The sequence below is a fragment of the Sutterella wadsworthensis genome (genome assembly GCF_003315195.1).
In the GTDB taxonomy this organism is placed as follows: domain Bacteria; phylum Pseudomonadota; class Gammaproteobacteria; order Burkholderiales; family Burkholderiaceae_F; genus Sutterella; species Sutterella wadsworthensis.
In genome coordinates, this window is the sequence record NZ_QNRV01000002.1 from 79,195 (window position 1) to 99,258 (window position 20,064).

Annotated in this window: 20 protein-coding genes and 1 tRNA gene; 20 read left to right on the top strand and 1 reads right to left on the bottom strand. The window is 51.9% G+C overall.

The window, feature by feature from the left end:
• Positions 1-5 precede the first annotated feature (5 nt).
• The 17 genes from atpB to DES29_RS01610 all read left to right on the top strand — a co-directional run bounded on the left by atpB (position 6) and on the right by DES29_RS01610 (position 16,123).
• Positions 6-836 carry a F0F1 ATP synthase subunit A gene (atpB, locus tag DES29_RS01525; RefSeq protein WP_016475321.1) on the top strand — a complete coding sequence of 277 codons (831 nt, stop codon included), beginning with the start codon at positions 6-8 and terminating at the stop codon, positions 834-836.
• A gap of 66 nt (positions 837-902) precedes the next feature.
• Positions 903-1,145: a F0F1 ATP synthase subunit C gene (atpE, locus tag DES29_RS01530; RefSeq protein WP_005429137.1), complete on the top strand. Its 243-nt coding sequence runs from the start codon at positions 903-905 to the stop codon at positions 1,143-1,145.
• A gap of 98 nt (positions 1,146-1,243) precedes the next feature.
• On the top strand, positions 1,244-1,714 hold the full coding sequence (locus DES29_RS01535) for a F0F1 ATP synthase subunit B (RefSeq protein WP_005429135.1): 471 nt from the start codon (positions 1,244-1,246) through the stop codon (positions 1,712-1,714).
• Between the two features lie 2 nt (positions 1,715-1,716).
• Entirely contained in the window at positions 1,717-2,268 is a 552-nt protein-coding gene (locus DES29_RS01540) for a F0F1 ATP synthase subunit delta (protein WP_005429133.1), read from the top strand.
• Between the two features lie 16 nt (positions 2,269-2,284).
• A complete protein-coding gene (gene atpA, locus DES29_RS01545; RefSeq protein ID WP_005429126.1) occupies positions 2,285-3,826 on the top strand; it encodes a F0F1 ATP synthase subunit alpha in 1,542 nt (513 codons plus the stop codon).
• Between the two features lie 26 nt (positions 3,827-3,852).
• Positions 3,853-4,734 carry a F0F1 ATP synthase subunit gamma gene (gene atpG, locus DES29_RS01550; RefSeq protein WP_005429118.1) on the top strand — a complete coding sequence of 294 codons (882 nt, stop codon included), beginning with the start codon at positions 3,853-3,855 and terminating at the stop codon, positions 4,732-4,734.
• 36 nt (positions 4,735-4,770) lie between these two features.
• Positions 4,771-6,174 (top strand): F0F1 ATP synthase subunit beta, encoded by a 1,404-nt coding sequence (gene atpD / locus DES29_RS01555; protein WP_005429117.1) that lies wholly within the window; start codon positions 4,771-4,773, stop codon positions 6,172-6,174.
• A 66-nt stretch (positions 6,175-6,240) separates the two neighbouring features.
• A complete protein-coding gene (locus DES29_RS01560; RefSeq protein WP_005429116.1) occupies positions 6,241-6,660 on the top strand; it encodes a F0F1 ATP synthase subunit epsilon in 420 nt (139 codons plus the stop codon).
• 142 nt (positions 6,661-6,802) lie between these two features.
• A complete protein-coding gene (locus DES29_RS01565) occupies positions 6,803-7,207 on the top strand; it encodes a universal stress protein (protein ID WP_005429115.1) in 405 nt (134 codons plus the stop codon).
• A gap of 110 nt (positions 7,208-7,317) precedes the next feature.
• The gene (gene hemE, locus DES29_RS01570) at positions 7,318-8,385 is read left to right on the top strand and encodes a uroporphyrinogen decarboxylase (protein ID WP_016475322.1); all 1,068 of its coding nucleotides are present in this window, start codon (positions 7,318-7,320) and stop codon (positions 8,383-8,385) included.
• Between the two features lie 308 nt (positions 8,386-8,693).
• Positions 8,694-10,727, top strand: a complete 2,034-nt coding sequence (priA, locus tag DES29_RS01575) for a replication restart helicase PriA (protein ID WP_021994796.1) — start codon at positions 8,694-8,696, stop codon at positions 10,725-10,727.
• A 15-nt stretch (positions 10,728-10,742) separates the two neighbouring features.
• A tRNA-Arg gene (locus DES29_RS01580) sits at positions 10,743-10,817 on the top strand.
• A gap of 141 nt (positions 10,818-10,958) precedes the next feature.
• Positions 10,959-12,422 carry a tyrosine-type recombinase/integrase gene (locus DES29_RS01585; RefSeq protein WP_113854341.1) on the top strand — a complete coding sequence of 488 codons (1,464 nt, stop codon included), beginning with the start codon at positions 10,959-10,961 and terminating at the stop codon, positions 12,420-12,422.
• Between the two features lie 985 nt (positions 12,423-13,407).
• Positions 13,408-14,469, top strand: coding sequence for a hypothetical protein (locus tag DES29_RS01590; protein WP_147145837.1), 1,062 nt, complete (start codon positions 13,408-13,410; stop codon positions 14,467-14,469).
• A 226-nt stretch (positions 14,470-14,695) separates the two neighbouring features.
• Positions 14,696-14,968, top strand: a complete 273-nt coding sequence (locus DES29_RS01595) for a helix-turn-helix transcriptional regulator (protein WP_021995200.1) — start codon at positions 14,696-14,698, stop codon at positions 14,966-14,968.
• On the top strand, positions 14,968-15,294 hold the full coding sequence (locus DES29_RS01600) for a hypothetical protein (RefSeq protein ID WP_113854343.1): 327 nt from the start codon (positions 14,968-14,970) through the stop codon (positions 15,292-15,294). Before DES29_RS01595 ends, DES29_RS01600 begins: the two co-directional genes overlap by 1 nt.
• Before the next feature lie 403 nt (positions 15,295-15,697).
• A complete protein-coding gene (locus DES29_RS01610) occupies positions 15,698-16,123 on the top strand; it encodes a hypothetical protein (protein ID WP_113854345.1) in 426 nt (141 codons plus the stop codon).
• 145 nt (positions 16,124-16,268) lie between these two features.
• Here DES29_RS01610 and DES29_RS12330 read toward each other — a convergent pair whose 3' ends face one another.
• Positions 16,269-16,514, bottom strand: a complete 246-nt coding sequence (locus DES29_RS12330; protein WP_147145840.1) for a hypothetical protein — start codon at positions 16,512-16,514, stop codon at positions 16,269-16,271.
• On the opposite strand from DES29_RS12330, the gene DES29_RS01620 reads away from it, so the two are divergent.
• The 3 genes from DES29_RS01620 (at position 16,508) to DES29_RS12425 (ending at position 19,882) form a co-directional block, all read left to right on the top strand.
• Positions 16,508-17,509, top strand: coding sequence for a toprim domain-containing protein (locus DES29_RS01620; protein ID WP_113854348.1), 1,002 nt, complete (start codon positions 16,508-16,510; stop codon positions 17,507-17,509). The two genes, DES29_RS12330 and DES29_RS01620, sit on opposite strands and share 7 nt — an antisense overlap.
• Positions 17,506-19,515: a DUF927 domain-containing protein gene (locus DES29_RS01625; RefSeq protein WP_113854350.1), complete on the top strand. Its 2,010-nt coding sequence runs from the start codon at positions 17,506-17,508 to the stop codon at positions 19,513-19,515. The genes DES29_RS01620 and DES29_RS01625 overlap by 4 nt, the downstream gene beginning before the upstream one ends.
• A 202-nt stretch (positions 19,516-19,717) precedes the next feature.
• Positions 19,718-19,882 carry a hypothetical protein gene (locus tag DES29_RS12425; protein ID WP_170126109.1) on the top strand — a complete coding sequence of 55 codons (165 nt, stop codon included), beginning with the start codon at positions 19,718-19,720 and terminating at the stop codon, positions 19,880-19,882.
• Positions 19,883-20,064 lie beyond the last annotated feature (182 nt).

Below are 20,064 nucleotides of genomic sequence, written 5' to 3' on the forward strand. Positions count from 1 at the left end.
TCCTCATGTCAATCGAGAACCCCAGTGCAACTGAATATATTCAGCACCATATGCAGCACTTGCAGTCGCTGCATCAGCAGGTGATTGTTGACTTTTCTGTCTTCAATTACGACACGCTTTTCTTCTCCATTCTGTCTCTGCTTGTTGTCTTTTTTGTTCTTCGACTCGGCGCAAAAAAAGCTACGTCCGGTGTCCCAGGCAAAATGCAGTGCGCCGTTGAAATGCTCGTGGAAATGGTCAACAACCAGGCTAAGAGCATTGTGCATGGTGATCGCACCTATATTGCTCCTCTGGCGCTGACAGTGTTTTGCTGGGTCACGATCATGAACTGCATTGACTTGATCCCAGTAGACTTCTTCCCGTGGCTTGCGGGTCTGGTCGGTATTAACCACCTTCGTCCACTTCCTACGGCTGATCTGAACGGTACGCTCGGTCTTTCGTTTGGTGTGCTTTGCCTTCTGTTTTATTACGGCATCAAGGTTAAGGGGTTCTCGGGCTTCATTATTGAGCTCTTCACAGCTCCTTTTGGTAAATTCCCGCTTCTGTGGCCAGTGAATCTGCTCATGAACATTATTGAGTATTTGGCCAAGTTCGTTTCTTTGGGTATGCGACTCTTCGGCAATATGTATGCTGGTGAGCTCGTATTCTTCCTCATTGCGCTTCTCGGCGGCTATATGCTCGAGTTTGGCCTTTTCGGCGGCGCTGCAGCTGGTATTGGACAAGTCATCGCCGGTTTGGTCTGGTGGCTCTTCCATGTGCTGATTGTTCTGTTGCAGGCGTTCATTTTCATGATGCTGACCTTGGTCTATATCGGCCAGGCACACAGTAGCCATTAACAAACAATCTCTTCGACACTTCCTTTTTTCTACTCCCTTTTTGTAAATTCTTAGGAGTTCTTTCAAATGACCAATGTCGCTCTCGTTGCCATCGCCTGCGGTATCATCATCGGCCTCGGCGCCCTCGGTGCTTGCTTGGGTATCGCTCTGATGGGTTCGAAGTACCTTGAAGCCTCTGCTCGTCAGCCCGAACTTATGGAACCGCTCCAGACGAAGATGTTCCTTCTGGCTGGCCTGATCGACGCGGCCTTCCTGATTGGCGTTGGTATCGCCATGATGTTCGCTTTTGCCAACCCCTTCGTCGGCTAATCCCTAGCCCTGGCGCAAAACGTCTTTTCTTTCAATGACGCTGTCCGCAGTGCCGCACTTGCACAAACGCGGCGCTGCAGACTTAATGGGGTTCAACAATGAACATTAATGCCTCTCTGTTTGTACAGATGGTCGTGTTCTTGCTTGGTGCTTGGGTCACCATGAAGTACATTTGGCCACCGCTGATTCACGCGATTGAAGAGCGGCAAAAGAAGATTGCTGACGGCCTTGCCGCGGCGAATAAGGGTGAAAAAGCTCTTGCTGTTGCTACCGAGCAGGGGCAGGCCATTGAGGCTGCTGCTCGTGCCCGCGCTTCGACCATCGTGGCCGACGGCGAAAAACGTGCTCTGGCAATTGTGGAAGATGCGAAAGCTCAGGCTCAGGTCGAAGCTGACCGCATTATCGAATCTGCCAAGGCGGAAGCCGATGTGCAGGTTCAGCGTGCGCGCGATCAGCTCCGCGACCAGGTTGCTGATTTGGCCGTTCAGGGTGCTGAACAGATTCTCGCCCGCGAGGTCGATAAGACTGTTCATGCTCAGCTGCTTGATCAACTGAAGGCGAAGCTCTAACTATGGCGGAACTTTCTACGATAGCGCGCCCTTACGCTGTAGGTCTCATGGAAGCCCTGCAGGAGCGTAAAGCCAGCGCACAGGATATGTCTGCGGTGCTTGATGCAGTTTCTCGTCTTGCAGAAACTGCTGTCGACCCTCAGATCGGTCAGCTCGAGGGAGATCCCGGACTTACCGATGACCAGTTCTACGACATCTTTGCGAGCGTCGTGGGTGCGGATCAGCCGGATGAAGTCAAGAATTTGCTTCGCGTGGTGATTCAAAATGGCCGCGTTGATGCGCTGCCGGAAATCGCGCGTCAATTCCGCATCCTGAAGAACGAGTCCGAAGGCGTCGCTGACGCTTTGATCGAGACCGCCTTCCCGCTCAGCGATGCTGAGCTTAAGGATCTGCTGGAAGCGCTAGCGAAGAAGTTCCCAGGAGTGAAGCTTCACCCGGTCGTTTCAGTCGAGAAAGCTTTGATTGGCGGCGTGCGTGTGCACGTTGGCGACAAGCTCCTCGATGCCTCGATCCTCGCGCGTCTCAATCAGATGAAGACGGCGCTTACCGCATAAAATTCGGAGCTGTAAGATGCAACTCAATCCCAGTGAAATCAGCGAATTGCTGAAGAAGCGTATCGAAGGCCTCGGCGTTTCCGCTGATCTTCGCACTCAGGGCACGGTGGTTTCGTTGTCCGACGGCATTGCCCGCATTCATGGTCTGAGCGACGTGATGCAGGGTGAAATGCTGGAATTCCCCGGCGAAGTCTATGGCCTCGCCCTAAACCTTGAACGTGACTCCGTCGGCGCCGTTATTCTCGGCGAATACGAAGGCATTTCTGAAGGCGATACGGTGAAGACCACCGGTCGTATTTTGTCTGTACCCGTTGGTGAAGAACTGATTGGTCGCGTTGTCAATGCTCTCGGCCAGCCGATTGATGGCAAAGGGCCGATCAATGCCAAGGCTTTTGACGTCGTTGAAAAGGTTGCGCCGGGTGTGATCGACCGTAAGTCAGTTTCACAGCCTGTTCAGACTGGTCTTAAGTCCATCGACTCGATGGTGCCGATTGGCCGCGGTCAGCGTGAATTGATCATCGGCGACCGCCAGACCGGCAAGACTGCCGTTGCGATCGACACGATCATCAATCAGAAAGGCAAAGATCTGATCTGCGTGTACGTAGCTATCGGTCAGAAGGCCTCTACGATTGCGAATGTCGTAGCCAAGCTCGAAGAGCACGGTGCAATGGATTACACCATTGTTGTTGCTGCGACGGCTTCCGAGTCTGCAGCCATGCAGTACCTCGCTCCGTATGCTGGCGCTACGATGGGCGAATATTTCCGCGATCGTGGTCAAGATTCTTTGATCGTGTATGACGACTTGACGAAGCAGGCTTGGGCCTATCGTCAAATCTCTCTGTTGCTCCGCCGTCCGCCAGGACGCGAAGCTTACCCTGGCGACGTGTTCTATCTGCATAGCCGTCTGCTGGAACGCGCAGCCCGCGTGAACGCCGAATACGTCGAAAAGTTTACAAAGGGTGAGATTAAGGGGAAGACGGGGTCGATGACGGCGCTGCCGATCATTGAAACGCAGGCTGGTGACGTGACTGCGTTCGTTCCGACGAACGTGATTTCGATTACCGATGGTCAGATCTTCCTTGAAACTGACTTGTTCAACGCTGGTATTCGTCCGGCTATCAATCCTGGCATCTCGGTGTCTCGCGTTGGTGGTGCTGCTCAGACCAAGGTCATTAAGAAGCTTGGCGGCGGCGTCCGTCTGGCGTTGGCTCAGTATCGTGCTTTGGCTGCCTTTGCTCAGTTTGCTTCTGATCTTGATGAAGTAACCCGCAAGCAGCTCGAACGTGGCCGCATGGTTACGGAATTGATGAAGCAGCCCCAGTATCAGCCTCTGCAGGTTTGGGAAGAGGCGCTCGTTCTGTATGCAGTCAATAACGGCTATTACGATGACGTGGCTGTTGCCGACGCCATGCGTGTAGAACGTGCCATGCGTGAGTACCTGAAGGCTCACTACGCTGATCTCGTCAACTCCATTGAAAGCCGTAAGGAACTCTCGAAGGAAGACGAAGCCAGCTTGAAGGGTGCGATCGCCGAGTTCAAAAAGAACGGCGCCATCTAACGTCATATCCAAGAGGACCCAATTCCATGCCCAGTACTAAGGAAATTCGCGGAAAGATCAAGAGCGTGCAGAACACGCGCAAGATCACCAAGGCGATGGAGATGGTTGCGGCCTCGAAGATGCGCAAGGCGCAGGATCGGATGCATGCGGCCCGTCCGTACGGAGACAAGATTCGAGTGATTTGCTCGCATCTCGCTCGTGCGAATGTTACCGACTATAGCCATCCGTTCTTGACGAGCCCGGAAGGCGCCAAGAAGGTGGGCATCATTCTGGTGTCCACCGACAAGGGTCTTGCCGGCGCCCTCAACACCAACATTCAGCGCATGCTTCTGCAGCGTTTCCGTGATTGGTCTGCTGAGGGTGTGCAGGTAGAAGCCTCGGCTCTTGGTAACAAGGGTCTCGGCTTCCTCCAGCGTATCGGTGTCCCGGTGATCAGCCAGGCGGTGCAACTTGGCGACCGTCCGAGCCTTGATCGACTCATTGGAGCGATCCAGGTTCAGATTGAAGCCTTTAAGGAGCATAAGGTCGATAAGGTTTATCTCTGCTACACGCGTTTTGTTAACGCCATGAAGCAGATTCCAGTCATCGAACAGCTCCTGCCGCTGACGGATGAACACCTTTCCGCCGACGAGCCTCAGCGCAAATTCTCGTGGGACTACATCTACGAGCCTGACGCCCAAACCGTTCTCGACGAGCTGCTTCGCCGCTACGTCGAGGCTTTGATTTATCAGGCAGTTGCAGAAAATATGGCTTCTGAACAAAGTGCCCGTATGGTAGCTATGAAGGCTGCTTCGGACAACGCCAAGAAGCTCATTGACGACTTGCAGCTCGTCTACAACAAGACTCGCCAGGCCGGCATTACGAAGGAAATCACCGAAATTGTCGGTGGTGCCGCCGCGGTGTCTTAATCGAATTGAATGAATCGATATAACTGAGGAAATCCCATGAGTATCGGACAGATCGTACAGGTGATCGGCGCGGTCGTGGACATTGAGTTCCCGCGCGATGCGATGCCTAAGATTTACGAGGCTCTCGTTCTGAAAAATGACGAAGCCGACAGTCTCGCCGAAAACGGCCTTACGTTCGAAGTTGAGCAACAGCTTGGCGACGGCGTCGTGCGTACCATTGCAATGGGTACGTCAGAAGGCTTGCGCCGCGGCATGAAGGTTGAAACCACCGGCAGAGAAATTTCTGTGCCGGTTGGCCCGAAGACCCTTGGTCGCATTATGGACGTGCTCGGCCGCCCGATTGATGACTGCGGTCCGATCGGTTCGGAAGAGATCCGTCCGATTCATAATGTGGCTCCGAAGTTTGATGAGCTTTCACCGTCCGTCGATCTTCTCGAAACCGGCATCAAGGTGATTGATCTTATCTGCCCGTTCGCTAAGGGTGGTAAGGTCGGCCTGTTTGGTGGCGCCGGTGTGGGCAAAACCGTCAACATGATGGAGCTCATTAATAATATTGCTAAGCAATACGGTGGCTACTCCGTGTTTGCCGGCGTCGGTGAACGTACGCGTGAGGGTAATGACTTCTACCACGAAATGGGAGAGTCCAAAGTTCTCGACAAGGTCGCCATGGTGTTCGGTCAGATGAACGAACCCCCGGGAAACCGTCTGCGCGTTGCACTGACTGGCCTGACGATGGCAGAAGCTTTCCGTGATGAAGGTCGCGACATTCTGCTCTTTATCGACAACATCTATCGTTACACCCTCGCCGGTACTGAAGTTTCCGCTCTGCTCGGCCGTATGCCGTCTGCGGTGGGTTATCAGCCGACATTGGCTGAAGAAATGGGCAAGCTTCAGGAACGTATCGCTTCCACGAAGACAGGTTCCATTACCTCGATTCAGGCTGTGTATGTCCCTGCTGACGACTTGACTGACCCGTCGCCGGCCACGACCTTTGGTCACTTGGATGCTACAGTGGTGCTTTCGCGTGATATCGCTGCTCTTGGTATCTATCCGGCCGTTGACCCGCTCGACTCTACCTCCCGCCAAGTTGACCCGAACATCATCGGTCTTGAGCACTACACGGTTGCTCGCCGCGTTCAGGAGACTCTGCAGCGCTATAAGGAACTTCGCGACATTATTGCGATTCTGGGTATGGACGAACTGGCTCCGGAAGATAAGCTCGTTGTTCAGCGTGCTCGTAAGATTCAAAACTACCTCTCGCAGCCATTCCACGTTGCTGAAGTGTTTACTGGTGCTCCCGGTAAGTACGTTCCGCTGAAGGAAACGATTCGCGGCTTTAAGATGATTGTTGACGGCGAATGCGACGAACTGCCTGAACAGGCGTTCTACATGGTCGGTACGATCGACGAAGCCTTTGAGAAGGCTAAGACCCTCAAGTAATGCTTAGCCGCGGCTGCATTTACATATTGCCGCCGCGGCAAGCGCCCGACAAACGGAGCAACTTATATGGCTACCATTAAAGTCGACGTCGTCAGCGCCGAAGAACATATCTTCTCCGGTGAGGCCGAACTCGTCTCGCTGCCCGGAACGTCTGGCGAACTTGGCATCATGCCCGGACATCTTCCGCTGATCACACTTATCCGCCCTGGTTTCGTGCGAGTGCACGTTCCTGGTGAGCAGGAACCTGAGCAGATCTTTGTTGCGGGTGGCGTCCTGGAGGTCCAGCCTGAGCAGGTCACCGTTCTCTCGGACACGGCTGTTCGTAGCAAGGATCTTGATGAGGCCCGCGCCAAGGAAGCTTTGGCTGCTGCTGAAGCCGCCCGTGCTTCTGCTACCGGCAGCATTGAAATCGCTCGTATTGAAGCGGAGATCGCTGCCTTGGCTGCCGAGCTTGCTGTTATTCGCAAACTGCGTAGCAAGCTCTGATCGTTCACAGCGCCGACACAGCAATGAGCGGAGATGTTCTGTACGAACCTCCGCTCATTTTTTGTTAGTCTGCGGTAGGATTCTCAGAAACGCTTGCCCGCGCTTTTGAGCCGCGGCATTAAAGGAATTCAAGGAGAACACAATGAGCGCCGTTAAGATCCTCGTAACTACGGACGGGTCTAATCTCAGCGATAAAGCCGTCGATACAGCTATTGAGCTGGCTGAACAGGTTGGAGGTTCCGTGGTTGGTATGACCGTCGTGCTTTCAGCAGCACCTGCCGGCGGCTTTACTGAAGAAGAACCCATCGTCAAGGAACGTCTTGAGGCGATCTCGCACAAGGCTGCTGAAAAGCAGGTGCCTTGCGAAGTTGTGGTCGAGCACGCCGAGACGGTGTCTCAGGGGGTGCTTGCTTGCGCAGCCCGAGTCAATGCCACCTATATCGTGATGGCGAGCCGCGGTCTAGGGACTTTTGGAGCTTTGCTGTTAGGCAGCGAAACTCAGAAAGTGCTTAGTCAGGCAGATCGTCCGGTGTTGGTCGTTCGCTGATTATCCATTCAATGGTCCCGACCGCTGAAACGAGAAAAGCCGCGCATTGATGCGCGGTTTTTTCTTTATATAGTTCTAGTCCCCACGAATCTCACTTTCCTATAAGCAAAATGACTCTTCATAACGACACTTTCCTGCGCGCATTAATGCGCGAACATACGGATTTCACGCCTGTCTGGCTCATGCGTCAGGCTGGTCGCTATCTGCCTGAGTATTGCGCAACTCGAAGCAAGGCAGGGAGTTTCATGGGATTGGCGAAGAATCCGGATTACGCCACAGAGGTGACTTTGCAGCCGATAGATCGTTACGGTATTGATGCTGCCATTCTTTTTTCCGATATTCTGACTGTGCCCGACGCAATGGGGTTAGGTCTTTCCTTTGTTCAGGGAGAAGGCCCCGTCTTTGCGCATCCGGTTCAGGATGAGGCAGCTGTTAAAGCGCTGGCTGTTCCTGATATTGAAGACAAATTGGGTTACGTTACAGCAGCTGTTCGTAGCATTCGTCGAGCACTTGACAATCGCGTGCCGTTGATTGGTTTCTCAGGATCTCCATTTACGCTTGCTTGCTACATGGTGGAAGGACGTGGTAGTAGAGATTTCCGCACAGCAAAAACAATGATGTTCCGGCGTCCAGATCTTTTCGAGAGAATCCTCGACATCAACGCCGATGCAGTTGCTGATTACCTCAATGCTCAGATTGCTGCTGGTGCGCAGGCTGTCCAAATTTTCGATACCTGGGGCGGAATGCTAGCGGATGGGGATTTCCAAAGGTTTTCTCTGGTAGCAACAAAGAAAGTAGTCTCCCGTCTTACACGTGAAGCTGATGGTGCCAAAGTGCCTGTTATTGTCTTCACTAAGGGGGGTGGTGAATGGATTGAGGAAATTGCAGCTTGTGGGTGCGATGCTGTTGGTCTCGACTGGACGACAAACCTTGCACGAGCTCGCCGCGTTACAGAAGATCGTGTGGCCCTGCAAGGGAATATGGATCCTCTAGCGCTGTTTGGCGATGAAAAAACCATTCGTAGTGAGGTGCGTCGAGTGATTGATGCTTTCGGTCCGGTTGGCATGGGGGGACATGTATTTAATCTGGGGCACGGTATCAATCAGTTCACGCCAATAGAAAATGTTCAGATTCTCGTTGATGAGGTTCATGAATATAGTCGCCACCAACATATCTAACAGAATAGTTATTCACAGGCGCGACGCCGAATAGTAATGCCGATAAAAGACCCGCTACAAATTAGCGGGTCTTTTTGATGGCTTGCTTATTCCTGAACGAGTAGCGAAGATGTGAGTAGTGCGTGTCTTTTGGTGTATGCATGCTAATAATCCAGAAATCTGAAAAGCACAGTTCTTAAATAAAATCCACAAAGTTATCCACAAGTTTAGGACTGGAGGGTAAGGCTATAAAACTCTCGTAGAATGCACTTTTATTGGTGACCAAGGCGGCTGAATAAGACGCTCATACCCGTTGGAGGCATCTTCTGGTGGCAATAAAGATAGGACTCTTTGCAAAAGTTTTAGTAGATGTTCCAGGTCTGCCACCGCTTGACTATCGCATACCTGATGATCTGCTGGTCGCTGTCGGTGATCTGGTCGTCGTACCTTTAGGGAGTCGTCGTGTTGTCGGGGTTGTGGCGACGTTGGCCAATGCTGCCGATTGTGAGGATAAGCGCTTGAAATGTATTTCTGCAGTGCTTCATGCTACGGCTCCCTTGAATGCTGAGTGGCTAGCGCTTACCAAGTTCGCGGCAATTTATTACTTACGCGGCTGGGGTGAAGTTGCGTTGCCGGCAATACCAACAGCATTGCGTCGGATGCCAACACCTCAGCAGGAGAAACGTATCGCAAAAATTCGGGATGCAATGCCTATACCGGATACGAGTCAGGAATCTGCGATAGAGGTACCAACACTCAATGCAGAGCAACGTGCTGCTGTTAGCGCGGTGCTTAGTATGTCTGGTTTTCAAGCCTGGCTGCTTTTCGGCGTTACGGGATCTGGAAAAACTGAGGTTTATCTCCATCTCATTAAGTCCATTCTTGAGAGGGATCCCGAATCTCAAGTACTGCTTCTCGTTCCCGAAATTAATCTGACTCCCCAGTTAGTAGGCCGAGTTAAACGTCGTTTTCCCCATGAAGCAGTTGCAGCCTTAAATAGTGAATATACGGATAATCAACGTGCCAGTGCATGGTTGGGGGTTAAGGAAGGGCGTTCAAGAATTTTGGTTGGTACTCGTATGGCGATTTTCGCCGAGTTCCGAAAGTTGGCGCTTATTCTTGTTGATGAAGAACACGATCTTTCCTATAAGGCTAGTGATGGGCTGCGCTACAGCGCTCGAGATCTTGCTGTTTGGAGGGCATCGAAACTTGAATGCCCAGTCGTATTGGGATCGGCTACTCCCTCGCTAGAAAGTTGGTGCCGCATGAAGACTGGCGGCTATAAATTGCTGTCATTGACTCATCGAGCAGTAAATCGAGCAGAGCTTCCGGAAGTGAAGCTCATATCTCCGCCGATAAAAGGGTCGACACGAATGGTGTCTGATGCGGCAGCAACAGCAATAGAGGCGTGCCTAACTTCCGGTCGTCAAGTATTGGTTTTTCTCAATCGTCGTGGTTACGCTCCCGTGTTGAGCTGTCCTGCATGCGGGTGGGTGAGTGCTTGTCCGCATTGCTCTGTTTTTATGGTTTATCACAAGCGCGAAAAGGCACTGATTTGCCATCATTGCGGAGCGCGTCATTCTGTGCCGGAAGCTTGTCCTTCATGTGGCAATGTTGACATTTTGCCTCGTGGGACAGGAACAGAACGCATAGAGGAAGAGTTGGGACTGCTTTTCCCGGAACGCACAGTGCTACGTATTGATCGTGATAGTGCGGCGAAAAAACATGTTGCAGAAGAAGCCTTTCAAAAAGTACACCGTGGAGAAGTGGACATTTTGGTGGGAACGCAGATGGTCGCGAAAGGACACGACTTCCAAAGAGTTGGTCTTGTTGTCGTGCTTAATCCAGATGCTCAGATATTAAGTCCTTCGGTTCGTGCGAAAGAACGTCTTTTTTTCACACTCATGCAAGTCGCAGGGCGTGCAGGGCGAGCCGGTGACCGCGGTGAGGTGCTTATCCAGACAAGATTCCCTGAGGAGCCGCTGTTTGCCGCACTGGCGGCACAGGATTATCCAATGTTCGCAGACGAGACATTGGAAGAGCGCCGCGAAAGTGGATGCGTTCCCTTTGTGTACCAAGCCCTTCTAACAGTAGAAGCAGAACATCTCTCCGAAGCTATTAGTTTTTTGGAGCAGGCAGCAACAATTGCTTCGCAATTAGCACCTCCAGAAGTATTTATTTATGACCCAGTTCCCATGGCACTGGTAAAGGTTATGAACCGTGAGCGAGCGCAGCTTCTTGTGGAAAGCTCCGTGCGGCCAATCCTTCATCGTTTTCTCACAGTCTGGAATCAAGCGTTAAAGACAGTGCCGCGATCGTCTTCGGCATCCGTGTGTTTGGAGGTAGATCCTTCGGAAACTTGATATAATTCCGACCTCCTCCGCGTGGTGAAATGGATATCATGCAGCCCTCCGAAGGCTGCGGTACAGGTTCGATTCCTGTCGCGGGGACCAAACTTATGTCCCGAGCCGTTCTTAGCGGTTCGGGATTTTTTATTTTTCAATGATTTAGATGGAAACTGCGTTCTTAGCGGTTCGTGCAAGTGCGCCCACATCCGCAGTTTATAAGTACACTCATAAGTACATTTTTGGTTGATGTCCTATTCATCATTCTGTGAGGTACTAAAAATGCCTAGAAGAGCGCAGGACCTAACGCCGTTGGGAATTCAAAAGGAACTGAAGGCATTTGCCGCAAGCGGTAAGAAGACAAAAGCACTCACGGACGGTAAGACGCCCTGCCTGCGGCTTGAGTTGACTATTGGAGCTTCTGGCGTCAATGCTCGGTGGACTTATAAAAAGCAAAAGACCAATACGGCGGATGGATTTAACCTTGGCTTAGGTGCCTACCCAGGAGTGACGCTAAGGGATGCTCGGTGTAAGGCTGAAGCAATTGCAGAACAGATTGCCGCAGGCTTGAATCCTAAGGAAGAGCGAGAACGGCAGGCTCAATCCGAAATTGAGGCTAAGGCCCTTGCCGAAGCTGAAATGCGCTGGCGTACTCCATTCCGTATCGTGGCCGACGAATGGATCGAGGTAAAGGAAAAAGAAGGATTGTGGGCGCATGATGCTCGCGGCGCCGATAAAGCACGTTCATATCTGCGCAATTGGATTCTGCCGGTGCTGGGTGATATGGCGATAAATGATGTCGATCGCTCGGCGTGCATTCGGCTTGTCCATTATCGGGACATGGGGACGCGTCAAGATACGGACGCAAAGTGCCGCCGCCTCGTCAATCAGATTTGTATTTACGCCCACGAGAAGGGATACCGACAATCTGATGAAGCACCGGCGAATAAGAATGATCCTGTCTTTAAAGAGGCGTGCAAACCGTTGGTGAGGTGCAGGAAAGAGAAGGGGCATTTCGGCGCCCTGCCGCCAGAGGGTATGCCCGAATTCATGGCTCAATTGAAACGAATGCCAGGGGTTGGGGCGCGTGCTTTGGAATTCATGATTCTTACAGCGGGCCGTCAAGATTCCATTTACCACGAAATCCTAGGCAAGCAGGTTCTCGGGCTTCGATGGGAGCATCTGGATTTAGAACGCGGCATCTGGCATCAACCGTTAGAGAGCAACAAGATGAAGCGTCCTGAAGGGGTTGATTTGGTGCTCTCTTCTTATGCAATACAACTACTCAGAACGCTGCCTCGAAGCGCGGAGGTTCCTTTCGTGTTTGCAGACCTCCGGCGTTCTAAGCCGCGGTCCATAAGTAAAGCGACAATGGCGAAAACCATTAACGATATGAATAAGGTCCGAGAGCGTGCGGGGCTCCCTCTTTGGCTTGATCCTCAAAAATCAAAGAAAGAAGGTAAGCCTCGTCACGTGACACCGCACGGAATGCGCGCCTGCTTAAGGACCTGGACGGAGCTTACTGCTCATGGAAACTATGCGCGGTTCAATCCGAACATTGTTGAGCGGTGCTTAGATCATGCGGCGAAAGATCGGTTCGGCGGCGCCTACTATCGGCAAGGGCTTTCCGCCGATGATGAGGCGCATGAGCGCGAAATTATGGAGGCATGGGGTCGGTACTGCATTGAAGGCAAATGGCCGGATGAGGACTGAGAACTTGCTGATGCCGCCAATGCTGAAACCTCGTTTAAGCATGATGCTTAGCGGGGTTTTTTATTGCCTGAATCTCTTATATACACATATCTAATATATCTAAATATCTACTACATATATATGTAACCTTATAGTTATTACAACCTTACCTATCCACTATCTAACTTTCATAATTCCCATGAATACAGGGGCAGAGCCAGGCAAATTGATTTTATCGTGGGAATTTTGGGAATTTTGGGAATTTTTCGGAAACATATTGCAACTGATATTGGCACAACATGGAAAGATAGAAATTGCCTGATCCTGCTTTACACAACGTTTGGCGGGCTCTCTTTGGCGTCGGAGGCCGCGACTGGTAAGAATTAACCGAACGCGCGGGATGGGAAGGTGTGGAGCGTCGTTCGCTAATTTTTTAGCGATCCCCTCTCGGCTTCAGTGGGATAGATAGCTCATGGCGTCGTGACCTCTGCTTGCATCCGGTCCGCGCGCGTACAAAAGCACTCAGTAGATGTTTTCCCTGAATTCGCCCTTTTTGGCGAGCTTGATTTTTCGGGAATTTTTCGATGTGCTGTGAGGCTCATGAAAGGCTCATGGCTGTAGGCAAGAAGGCAGCCCTTGCTGGAAGCTAACATCAGAGCCTTTAGCGCAAATTTGAGCAAAAGTGGTCGGAGCCATTTACAAGGCCATACCTTTGCGGCTAACGAAATGAACGCCGAGCGAACGCCGAGATAGTACGGAAGATCGATGCTTTGATAGTGGGAGTTTTTCACTCAATCCGCGCGCACGCGCGCGCGCGAGGGACTAGAGTCAACGCCAAACCCATACCCCTACGGACTTCCGCGGACTTTCGCTAAGATGTGTATTCATGAGGTGCGCACGCCCTGGGAGTAGCTACCCAGGCGCTCGGCTGAGATTCATCCCGCCCGCTGAGGGCGCGCCTCTCCACATTCTCAATGCGCTGCGCGGGGTGAAGGGATGGAACGTCGTGGGAAAGTACGCTGAGGCTTTTTTTAAGCAAGCTAATGACTCGGGAGAACAAAATACGATTTCGCCTTTTGATCGATTGACGCTTGAAGATGCGAAAACCTGGCTTAATCGCGACAAGTGGACGGTGAGGGAGGCAGCATCTTTGCTTTGTGGAATCGATCCCAGCGCTTTGGCGATAACCGACTATTACCCTTGGCCCGAAGACTTAAGTGATGACGCGAGAAAGATGGTGCGTGAAGGCAAACGTGTTCTAGAGTATTTAGAGAATGCCATTGATCGGAATCCTTCGAATTCGGCTGTATGTTTCCCTACATTGAATGGTTTCGCCACCAAATACCGTGACGACGGCAATTTTTATAACGATAGAAGTGAATTTAAGTTTTCTCTCCGTGCCTATTTTGTAAGTGCATTGTCTATTGCTAACAATGATGGGATGGGTATCAATATCCCTTGCTTCGGAATTTTTCATGATGAAGAGAAAGAAACCGAAGCGGTTACGTTGCGCGGCGTAACGAGTACGGTTTACGAGCCTATTCTGCCTGAGCTGTTCTCCTTGCTAAGGAATCGAAGCATTTTGCAATCGAAAGATTTGAATGTTTCTGAATGGCCGAGAACTTCAATTGATGAGGGTGAGGATTGCGAGTGTGTTGCTGATAGAACCAAGACTATCCCGACATATGATGATTGGAGGCAGCTTGTCGAGCAGACGCCGGCACCTGATGTCGATGAAGTCCTTAATGCCTGTATGCCTGTGGCACCTGAGGCGGTTAAATCGGTGTTGGTTGCATCAACGGCGTGCATACCATCTGGCGCCCCATTGACGATTGATCACATCCGGGCATTACTTGATCAGGAACATCCGCGCTATCAACCTGAGCTGGCGGCGGCTGTTGAGACGTGGTGTTCATTTGAAGTTGATCCTATGGTGAAGGACCGCACGCCTAAGGATGAAATTAAATCGCGGCTTAAGGATTGGGATAAAGGCAAACCGCTTAGTACGACGGCGTTGGAACGTATAGCTATAGTCGTGAATTGGGAGAAGACGCCTGCTAAAAATTAAGGGTTCAGAGACATACCCTTATGTTGATTAGGCACTCATTGAAAAGGTGAGTGCCTTTTTTATTGTCAAAATAATAAAAAGGTGCTTTCCTTTTATGGTGATGCAAAAGGTGAGTGCGTTCCTTTTTTATTGGTTTATTTTGGTAAGGTTTCTTCAGTCCTTCCGAGTGCGTAAGGATTGCTACGGAATCCGGCACGAGGGTTCTAGACAATGAAAAGGCTTTTCCATGGAACATAAAGTTTCTGCCCACATTCAGGCCGAACCGACTGAAATCCCTGATTCGATGAAAGCGGATCTTGATCGATTTGCAGGCCGCTTTGTACTTAGCGCTGCAGATGGCTGTAAAGCCCTCGGCATCAGCAAAACGAAGTGGTTTGAACTTCGCAAGGCAGACCCTACATTTCCCCGCCCGTTTCGTATTGGCGCAGCCGTTCGTTATCGCGTAACTGATTTGGTCGCCTGGATGAATGCTCAGGCAAAGGTAGAAGAGGTGGCGTAATGAAACCTCGTTCAATTCCTACTGCCGACGATACGGTTATTCATCATGTGCAGATTGCAGACGGTATTTGCCGCCTTTCGTTGTTTTCTTGGGCGCGGGCAAATGGGCTTAAGTATGTCGGCGTGACACGTTCGTTTCATCGCCTGATGTTGCGCATTCCCAGCCTCTCCGAGCACGTTGAGAGCGTGCGCCGTGCAAACATTTATGGCGGTCCGATCTTCAAAGACTACTTGCTAGACGCTGTAGCTTGCCTTGTTTGGCTCTATTGGCGTGAGAACGGCAGGCGCCTTCCCTGGGTTTTATTAGAGGAGACGGCTCATGCTTAATCACAAACCAAAAGAGGCCGTTGTTAGTGCTTTCGTTCGTGTCCGTGGAAAGTCTGCGAACAATAGCGCCTCTGAATCCGGCCTCGGACATGAGCATAACGCACAGGCTTATTGCATCCTGGCTAATCGATCCGCTAATATGTCCGTGCCTTGCCGCAAGTCGGTAAGGCGCGAGTGTGGAAGCTCGCTTAGTTCTAGGCGGATGACCGCCGCGCTGCGTTTTGCTCGCGGCGTTTTCTTTGGCGGTTATCTCATGGCCTACGCGTCTCTTACGGGCGGGGCCGTGCTTGAGGCTTTGCGCCTGCCGTTTCCTAGAACACGGTCTTCCAACTTGCACGGCACCGCTCGCCACACTTTGGAAGGTGTGAAGCGGCTCCCTCAATTTGTTCTAGGAGCCTAGGCTATGAATTCTCATGCCATACAAGGCGGCAAAGTATCTGCCGTAAATACCTTCAATTCCCGTTGTGCCGAAGCTCTGGCGCAACACACCTTCAAATCTTCCGATTTTCTCAAGGGAAGCGATTTCGCCGCAAATCGACCGTTCGGCTTCATTCTTAACGCACTGAGTTCCAATGACCCAGAGGGCGTGGGCGCAATCGATAGCGACCTGCGTACGCTTGTTAATGATGTCGCTGACGGCATGAATTACATAGCTTCCGTTCTGGAAGCCCCAGCCGACGCAAGCCAAAAGGTTGATTCCCTCTCCCCAGAACAATCCCGCGGGCTCGGCGCAATTGTCGGATTGCTTGCCGATACGCTCTTGCTAGTTTCGGCCGCAAGCGTTCAGCGTGAAGACGCGCGGGCACACCTGCTAAAAAATCGGGGGTGAAAACATGAAAAATGAATATGAATGCCGACACGGGGAACCGCGTCAAGGCAGGGGGCAGGCCGTCCCTAAAGAGCCTCAATCAAGCGCCATTGACCTTAACGGAATCAAAGGGTTTGCATTGGTTGATTGCATCAACGCGTGTTTCTCAGGAGACCTCTCCGCCATTGTTTCGATAGCTCCGAGCCTGAGGCGTCTTGATGTTCAAGTCTCTGCGTTGCGTGCTGTGCTGATGCAGTTCAGCGCCCAAAGAAGCGCCAAAGCGGCCGCCATATCGACCGCAGAAACGCATGTGTGCGCGCTCATGCAGGAGCTTAAGGACATTGCCGACGCTCTCCATGCGGTACACGCCGTAGCCGAGTTCTCTTTGCGAAAGGGGGCTCGGTGATGACACAAAAGCTCTATTCAACTCCGATTGATGCCTGCACTGCCGCGGGCGTTGAGTATCCCTGTCGTGGCTTATTGCCTGGTCCGTGGAATGTCTCTAAGGCTTTCGACGGCAAGCGTTGGAAGCAAGGTGCCGGACGCGTCCGCATGTTCTCTGATGGGACCGGCGGCGTCGTTTGGAACTGGATCACGGGTGAGGCCGTGTTTTGGTTTGACGATGCAGGGAAGAAACTCACGAAAGCCGAACGGGATTCACTGATGAGGCGTGCCGCAATTGAGCGTCGCAAGTGGGATGAGGAACAGGCGCGCCGTTGGGCGGAGGTTGCAGCCTTTGCGTCGCAGTTGCTGAAACAGGCGGCGCCGGTGATTGAGCATCCTTACTTAAATCGAAAGCACGTCAAGGCCGTTTCTGGCTTGTTCGTGATGGATGCCGTCGACATTCAGCGTGAGTTCGATCGTTTCTATCAGGAGACGCCGCGCCGACTTATGGACTGCAAGACGAATCGCCCCATGACGGGATCAGTGCTGATGGTGCCGCTTTATCGCAGTGTGCATGCCACCGTGCCGAGTTCGATTGAATGTATCTCAGAAAACGGGGGTAAATACGCGCTCCCTGAGGCACAAGCCAAAGGCGCCTTTTGGCTTCCTGAGAGCGTTCGCCTCTCGAATCAATCCGTTGGGCGTATCGGTATTGCTGAGGGCATAGCGACAGCATTAAGCATTTCTCAAGTGCTCGGCTTTCCGTGTGTTGCCGCTCGCTACTGCGGAAATTTGAGTGCGGTAGCGCAGACGCTGCGCAATTACTTCCCTGGCGCTCATATCGAGGTCTGCGGCGATCGGGGAAACGGCGAAGAAGATGCTCGATGTGCGGCAGAAGCGGTAGGCGGCAAGCTCCGCATTCCCTCATTTAGCAGTGTCTTGATTCAGAAATTTAAGGCCATAACTGGCGGTAATCAACCGACCGATTGGAACGATCTTTTTATTGCTGCGGAGGAACTATGACTGCCGTAACTATGCAAGAAAAAACCTCGGCGCCGGTGAGCGTCGAGGTCACAAAAGATATTGTTGTAGCGAACATTGTAAAGCCTGCTTCGACCAAAGAAAAGCCAAAGAGCGCGGGCGTACAGGCGTTCGAGGAGGCGGGAGAAGTCAATCAACCAACCGGTTTGATAGAGAACGAAGACGGCTCTAAGGCTTTCATGCTTGCTAATGGTGATGCTTATTCATTCGGCCCGTTAGGCGTTTTCTTCACTCGGCGGGAAGGCTCTCCGATGCCGGTTTGCGGACCTCTTGAAGTGGTTGCAAAGGTGCGTTCGTCAGAGGGGGATGATTGGCGGCTTGCGCTGAAATGGATTGATCAAGATGGCAATTTCCGGCAAGGCACAATTCCGTGCTCGGTATTGATGAAAAGCCCTGCTCAGGTGGTTGCATATCTGGCCGACAATGGGCTTGAAATTCGTCATGCCATTAATTCTCAAGGGGGGAGCGCCTTTATCGTCAACTTTCTTAATCGCTTCCCAGTGCGAGCGCGTGTGTTGGGTGTTGATCATCATGGCTGGGTGAATCATGGTGAAGCGTTCTCGATTCCTCGCCTGGGAATCATGGGCAAGAGTGAGACAAACGGGATTATCTATACGGGAGATCCGAAGAGCGAGCCTGTCTATGAGGAAAGGGGGACGCTGACTGACTGGAAAGAAAAGATCGGTACGCCCGCTATGTTCTCAAGCCGGATAGGGTTCGCAATCTGCCTCGGCTTCGCGGCGCCGCTTTTGGAATTCACAAGCGAAGAATCTGGCGGCTTTCATTTCTACGGAGAATCCTCCAAAGGAAAAAGCACTTGCGCCCGTGCGTTGTGCTCGCTTTGGGGGCCGGCTAATGAACGAGGAGAAATGGGAACCTGGCGTACTACCGACAACGGGCTTGAAAGCGCCGCCTCTGCGCATACGCATCTACCGTTGATTCTGGATGAGATTGGGCAGGCATCCCCCGCGTTGCTTCAGTCGATTATCTACATGCTCGGTAATGAACGCGGGAAAGGCCGTGCAACAAAGGGTTTGGAGGCGCGGCGCGTACTGACCTGGCGGCTTCTGTTCCTTTCCACCGGAGAGGAGACCATAGAAGACTATGCGGCAAAAGCTCCTGGGAAAAAAGGCTCGCCCAAGGAAGGCGTAAAAATGCGCATGGCTGATATCCCTGCGGCGGCAGGCGGTCCCGAATTCGGCGTGTTTGATGGTGAATTTGATCCGACGAAAACAAAGGATGAGCGTTTAACGCTTGCCGCTCAATACGCCAATCAGATCAATACCGCGACAAAGTCAGAAGCCTATGGCACGGCGGGACCGGCGTTCATTCGGGCGTTGATTGCTCATATTGCGGCTATTGGTGTGTCGCAGTTTGAAAGCAACTTGCGGGAGCAGATGAGCGATTGGGTGAATAAGCACTGCGGGACGAAAGATACTCAAATCGTTCGCGTTGCTAGACGCTGCGCATTGATTGCGAAAGCGGGTGAGCTAGCTATTCGCTTTGGTGTTCTGCCCTGGCCGGCGGGCATGGCCTCAGAGTTTGCGGCCAAGTGCTTCAAAGCATGGCGCGCCGAATACAAGACCGCAGAAATGCAGGATCGCGAGCGCGTTCTATTCGTCGTGGAGAAGATCAGTGCGAACCGTGGGCGTTTTGCGCTTCAGCGGCCTGGCAGTGAAACACTGATTCAGGCGGCTTCGGCCCTTCCCTGTATGGGTGTGTTGAAAGTAACCATTGAAGATATCCCCACCGAAGCATTTATCAACCGCACATTGTTTGATGCTGAGTTATGTCCGGTCGGGGATGTGCCAAAGGTTGTGCTTAGTGCATTAGCTAAACAAGGACTGCTGAAACAAAACGATCGAAGTCATCCATACATGTTCAAAGCATCTGGCCCGCAGGGGAAGATGATTGCCCCGCATCTGTCAGGAGCTCGATGCGTTTATATGGTGATGCCGGTTGTTGAATCTTCGGGCAATAGTGCTTAAAGCCATCTGATCAGCCCGTCGCGGGGAATGTTCCTGCGGCGGGTTTTCATATGTTTATGAAATTTAAAGAAATTCCCGAAATTCCCAAGAATTCCCAAAGGCAAATTGCCTGCGAAGCCTACTCGCAGTAAGCATTCCCAAAATTCCCAAAATTCCCACGATGAAATCGCTTCGCCAGGTCTGTTCAGACAAGGGGATGCATATGACTGAAGAACAAAAGATGAAGCCTCCTAGTGGCTTGGAACGGCAGGAAGCCGTTCAAGAGGCTTATGAGGAGCGAGCGGCAATACTTGAATTCGACGCCGGCATGAGCCGAGAGGAAGCCGAAAAGGAGGCCCGCAAACTAACCGGCTATGAAGGTTGGTGAGGCAAATTCCATCTAATCAGCCCGTCGCGGGGAATGTTCCTGCGGCGGGTTTTCATATGTTTATGAAATTTAAAGAAATTCCCGAAATTCCCAAGAATTCCCAAAGGCAAATTGCCTGCGAAGCCTACTCGCAGTAAGCATTCCCAAAATTCCCAAAATTCCCACGATGAAATCGCTTCGCT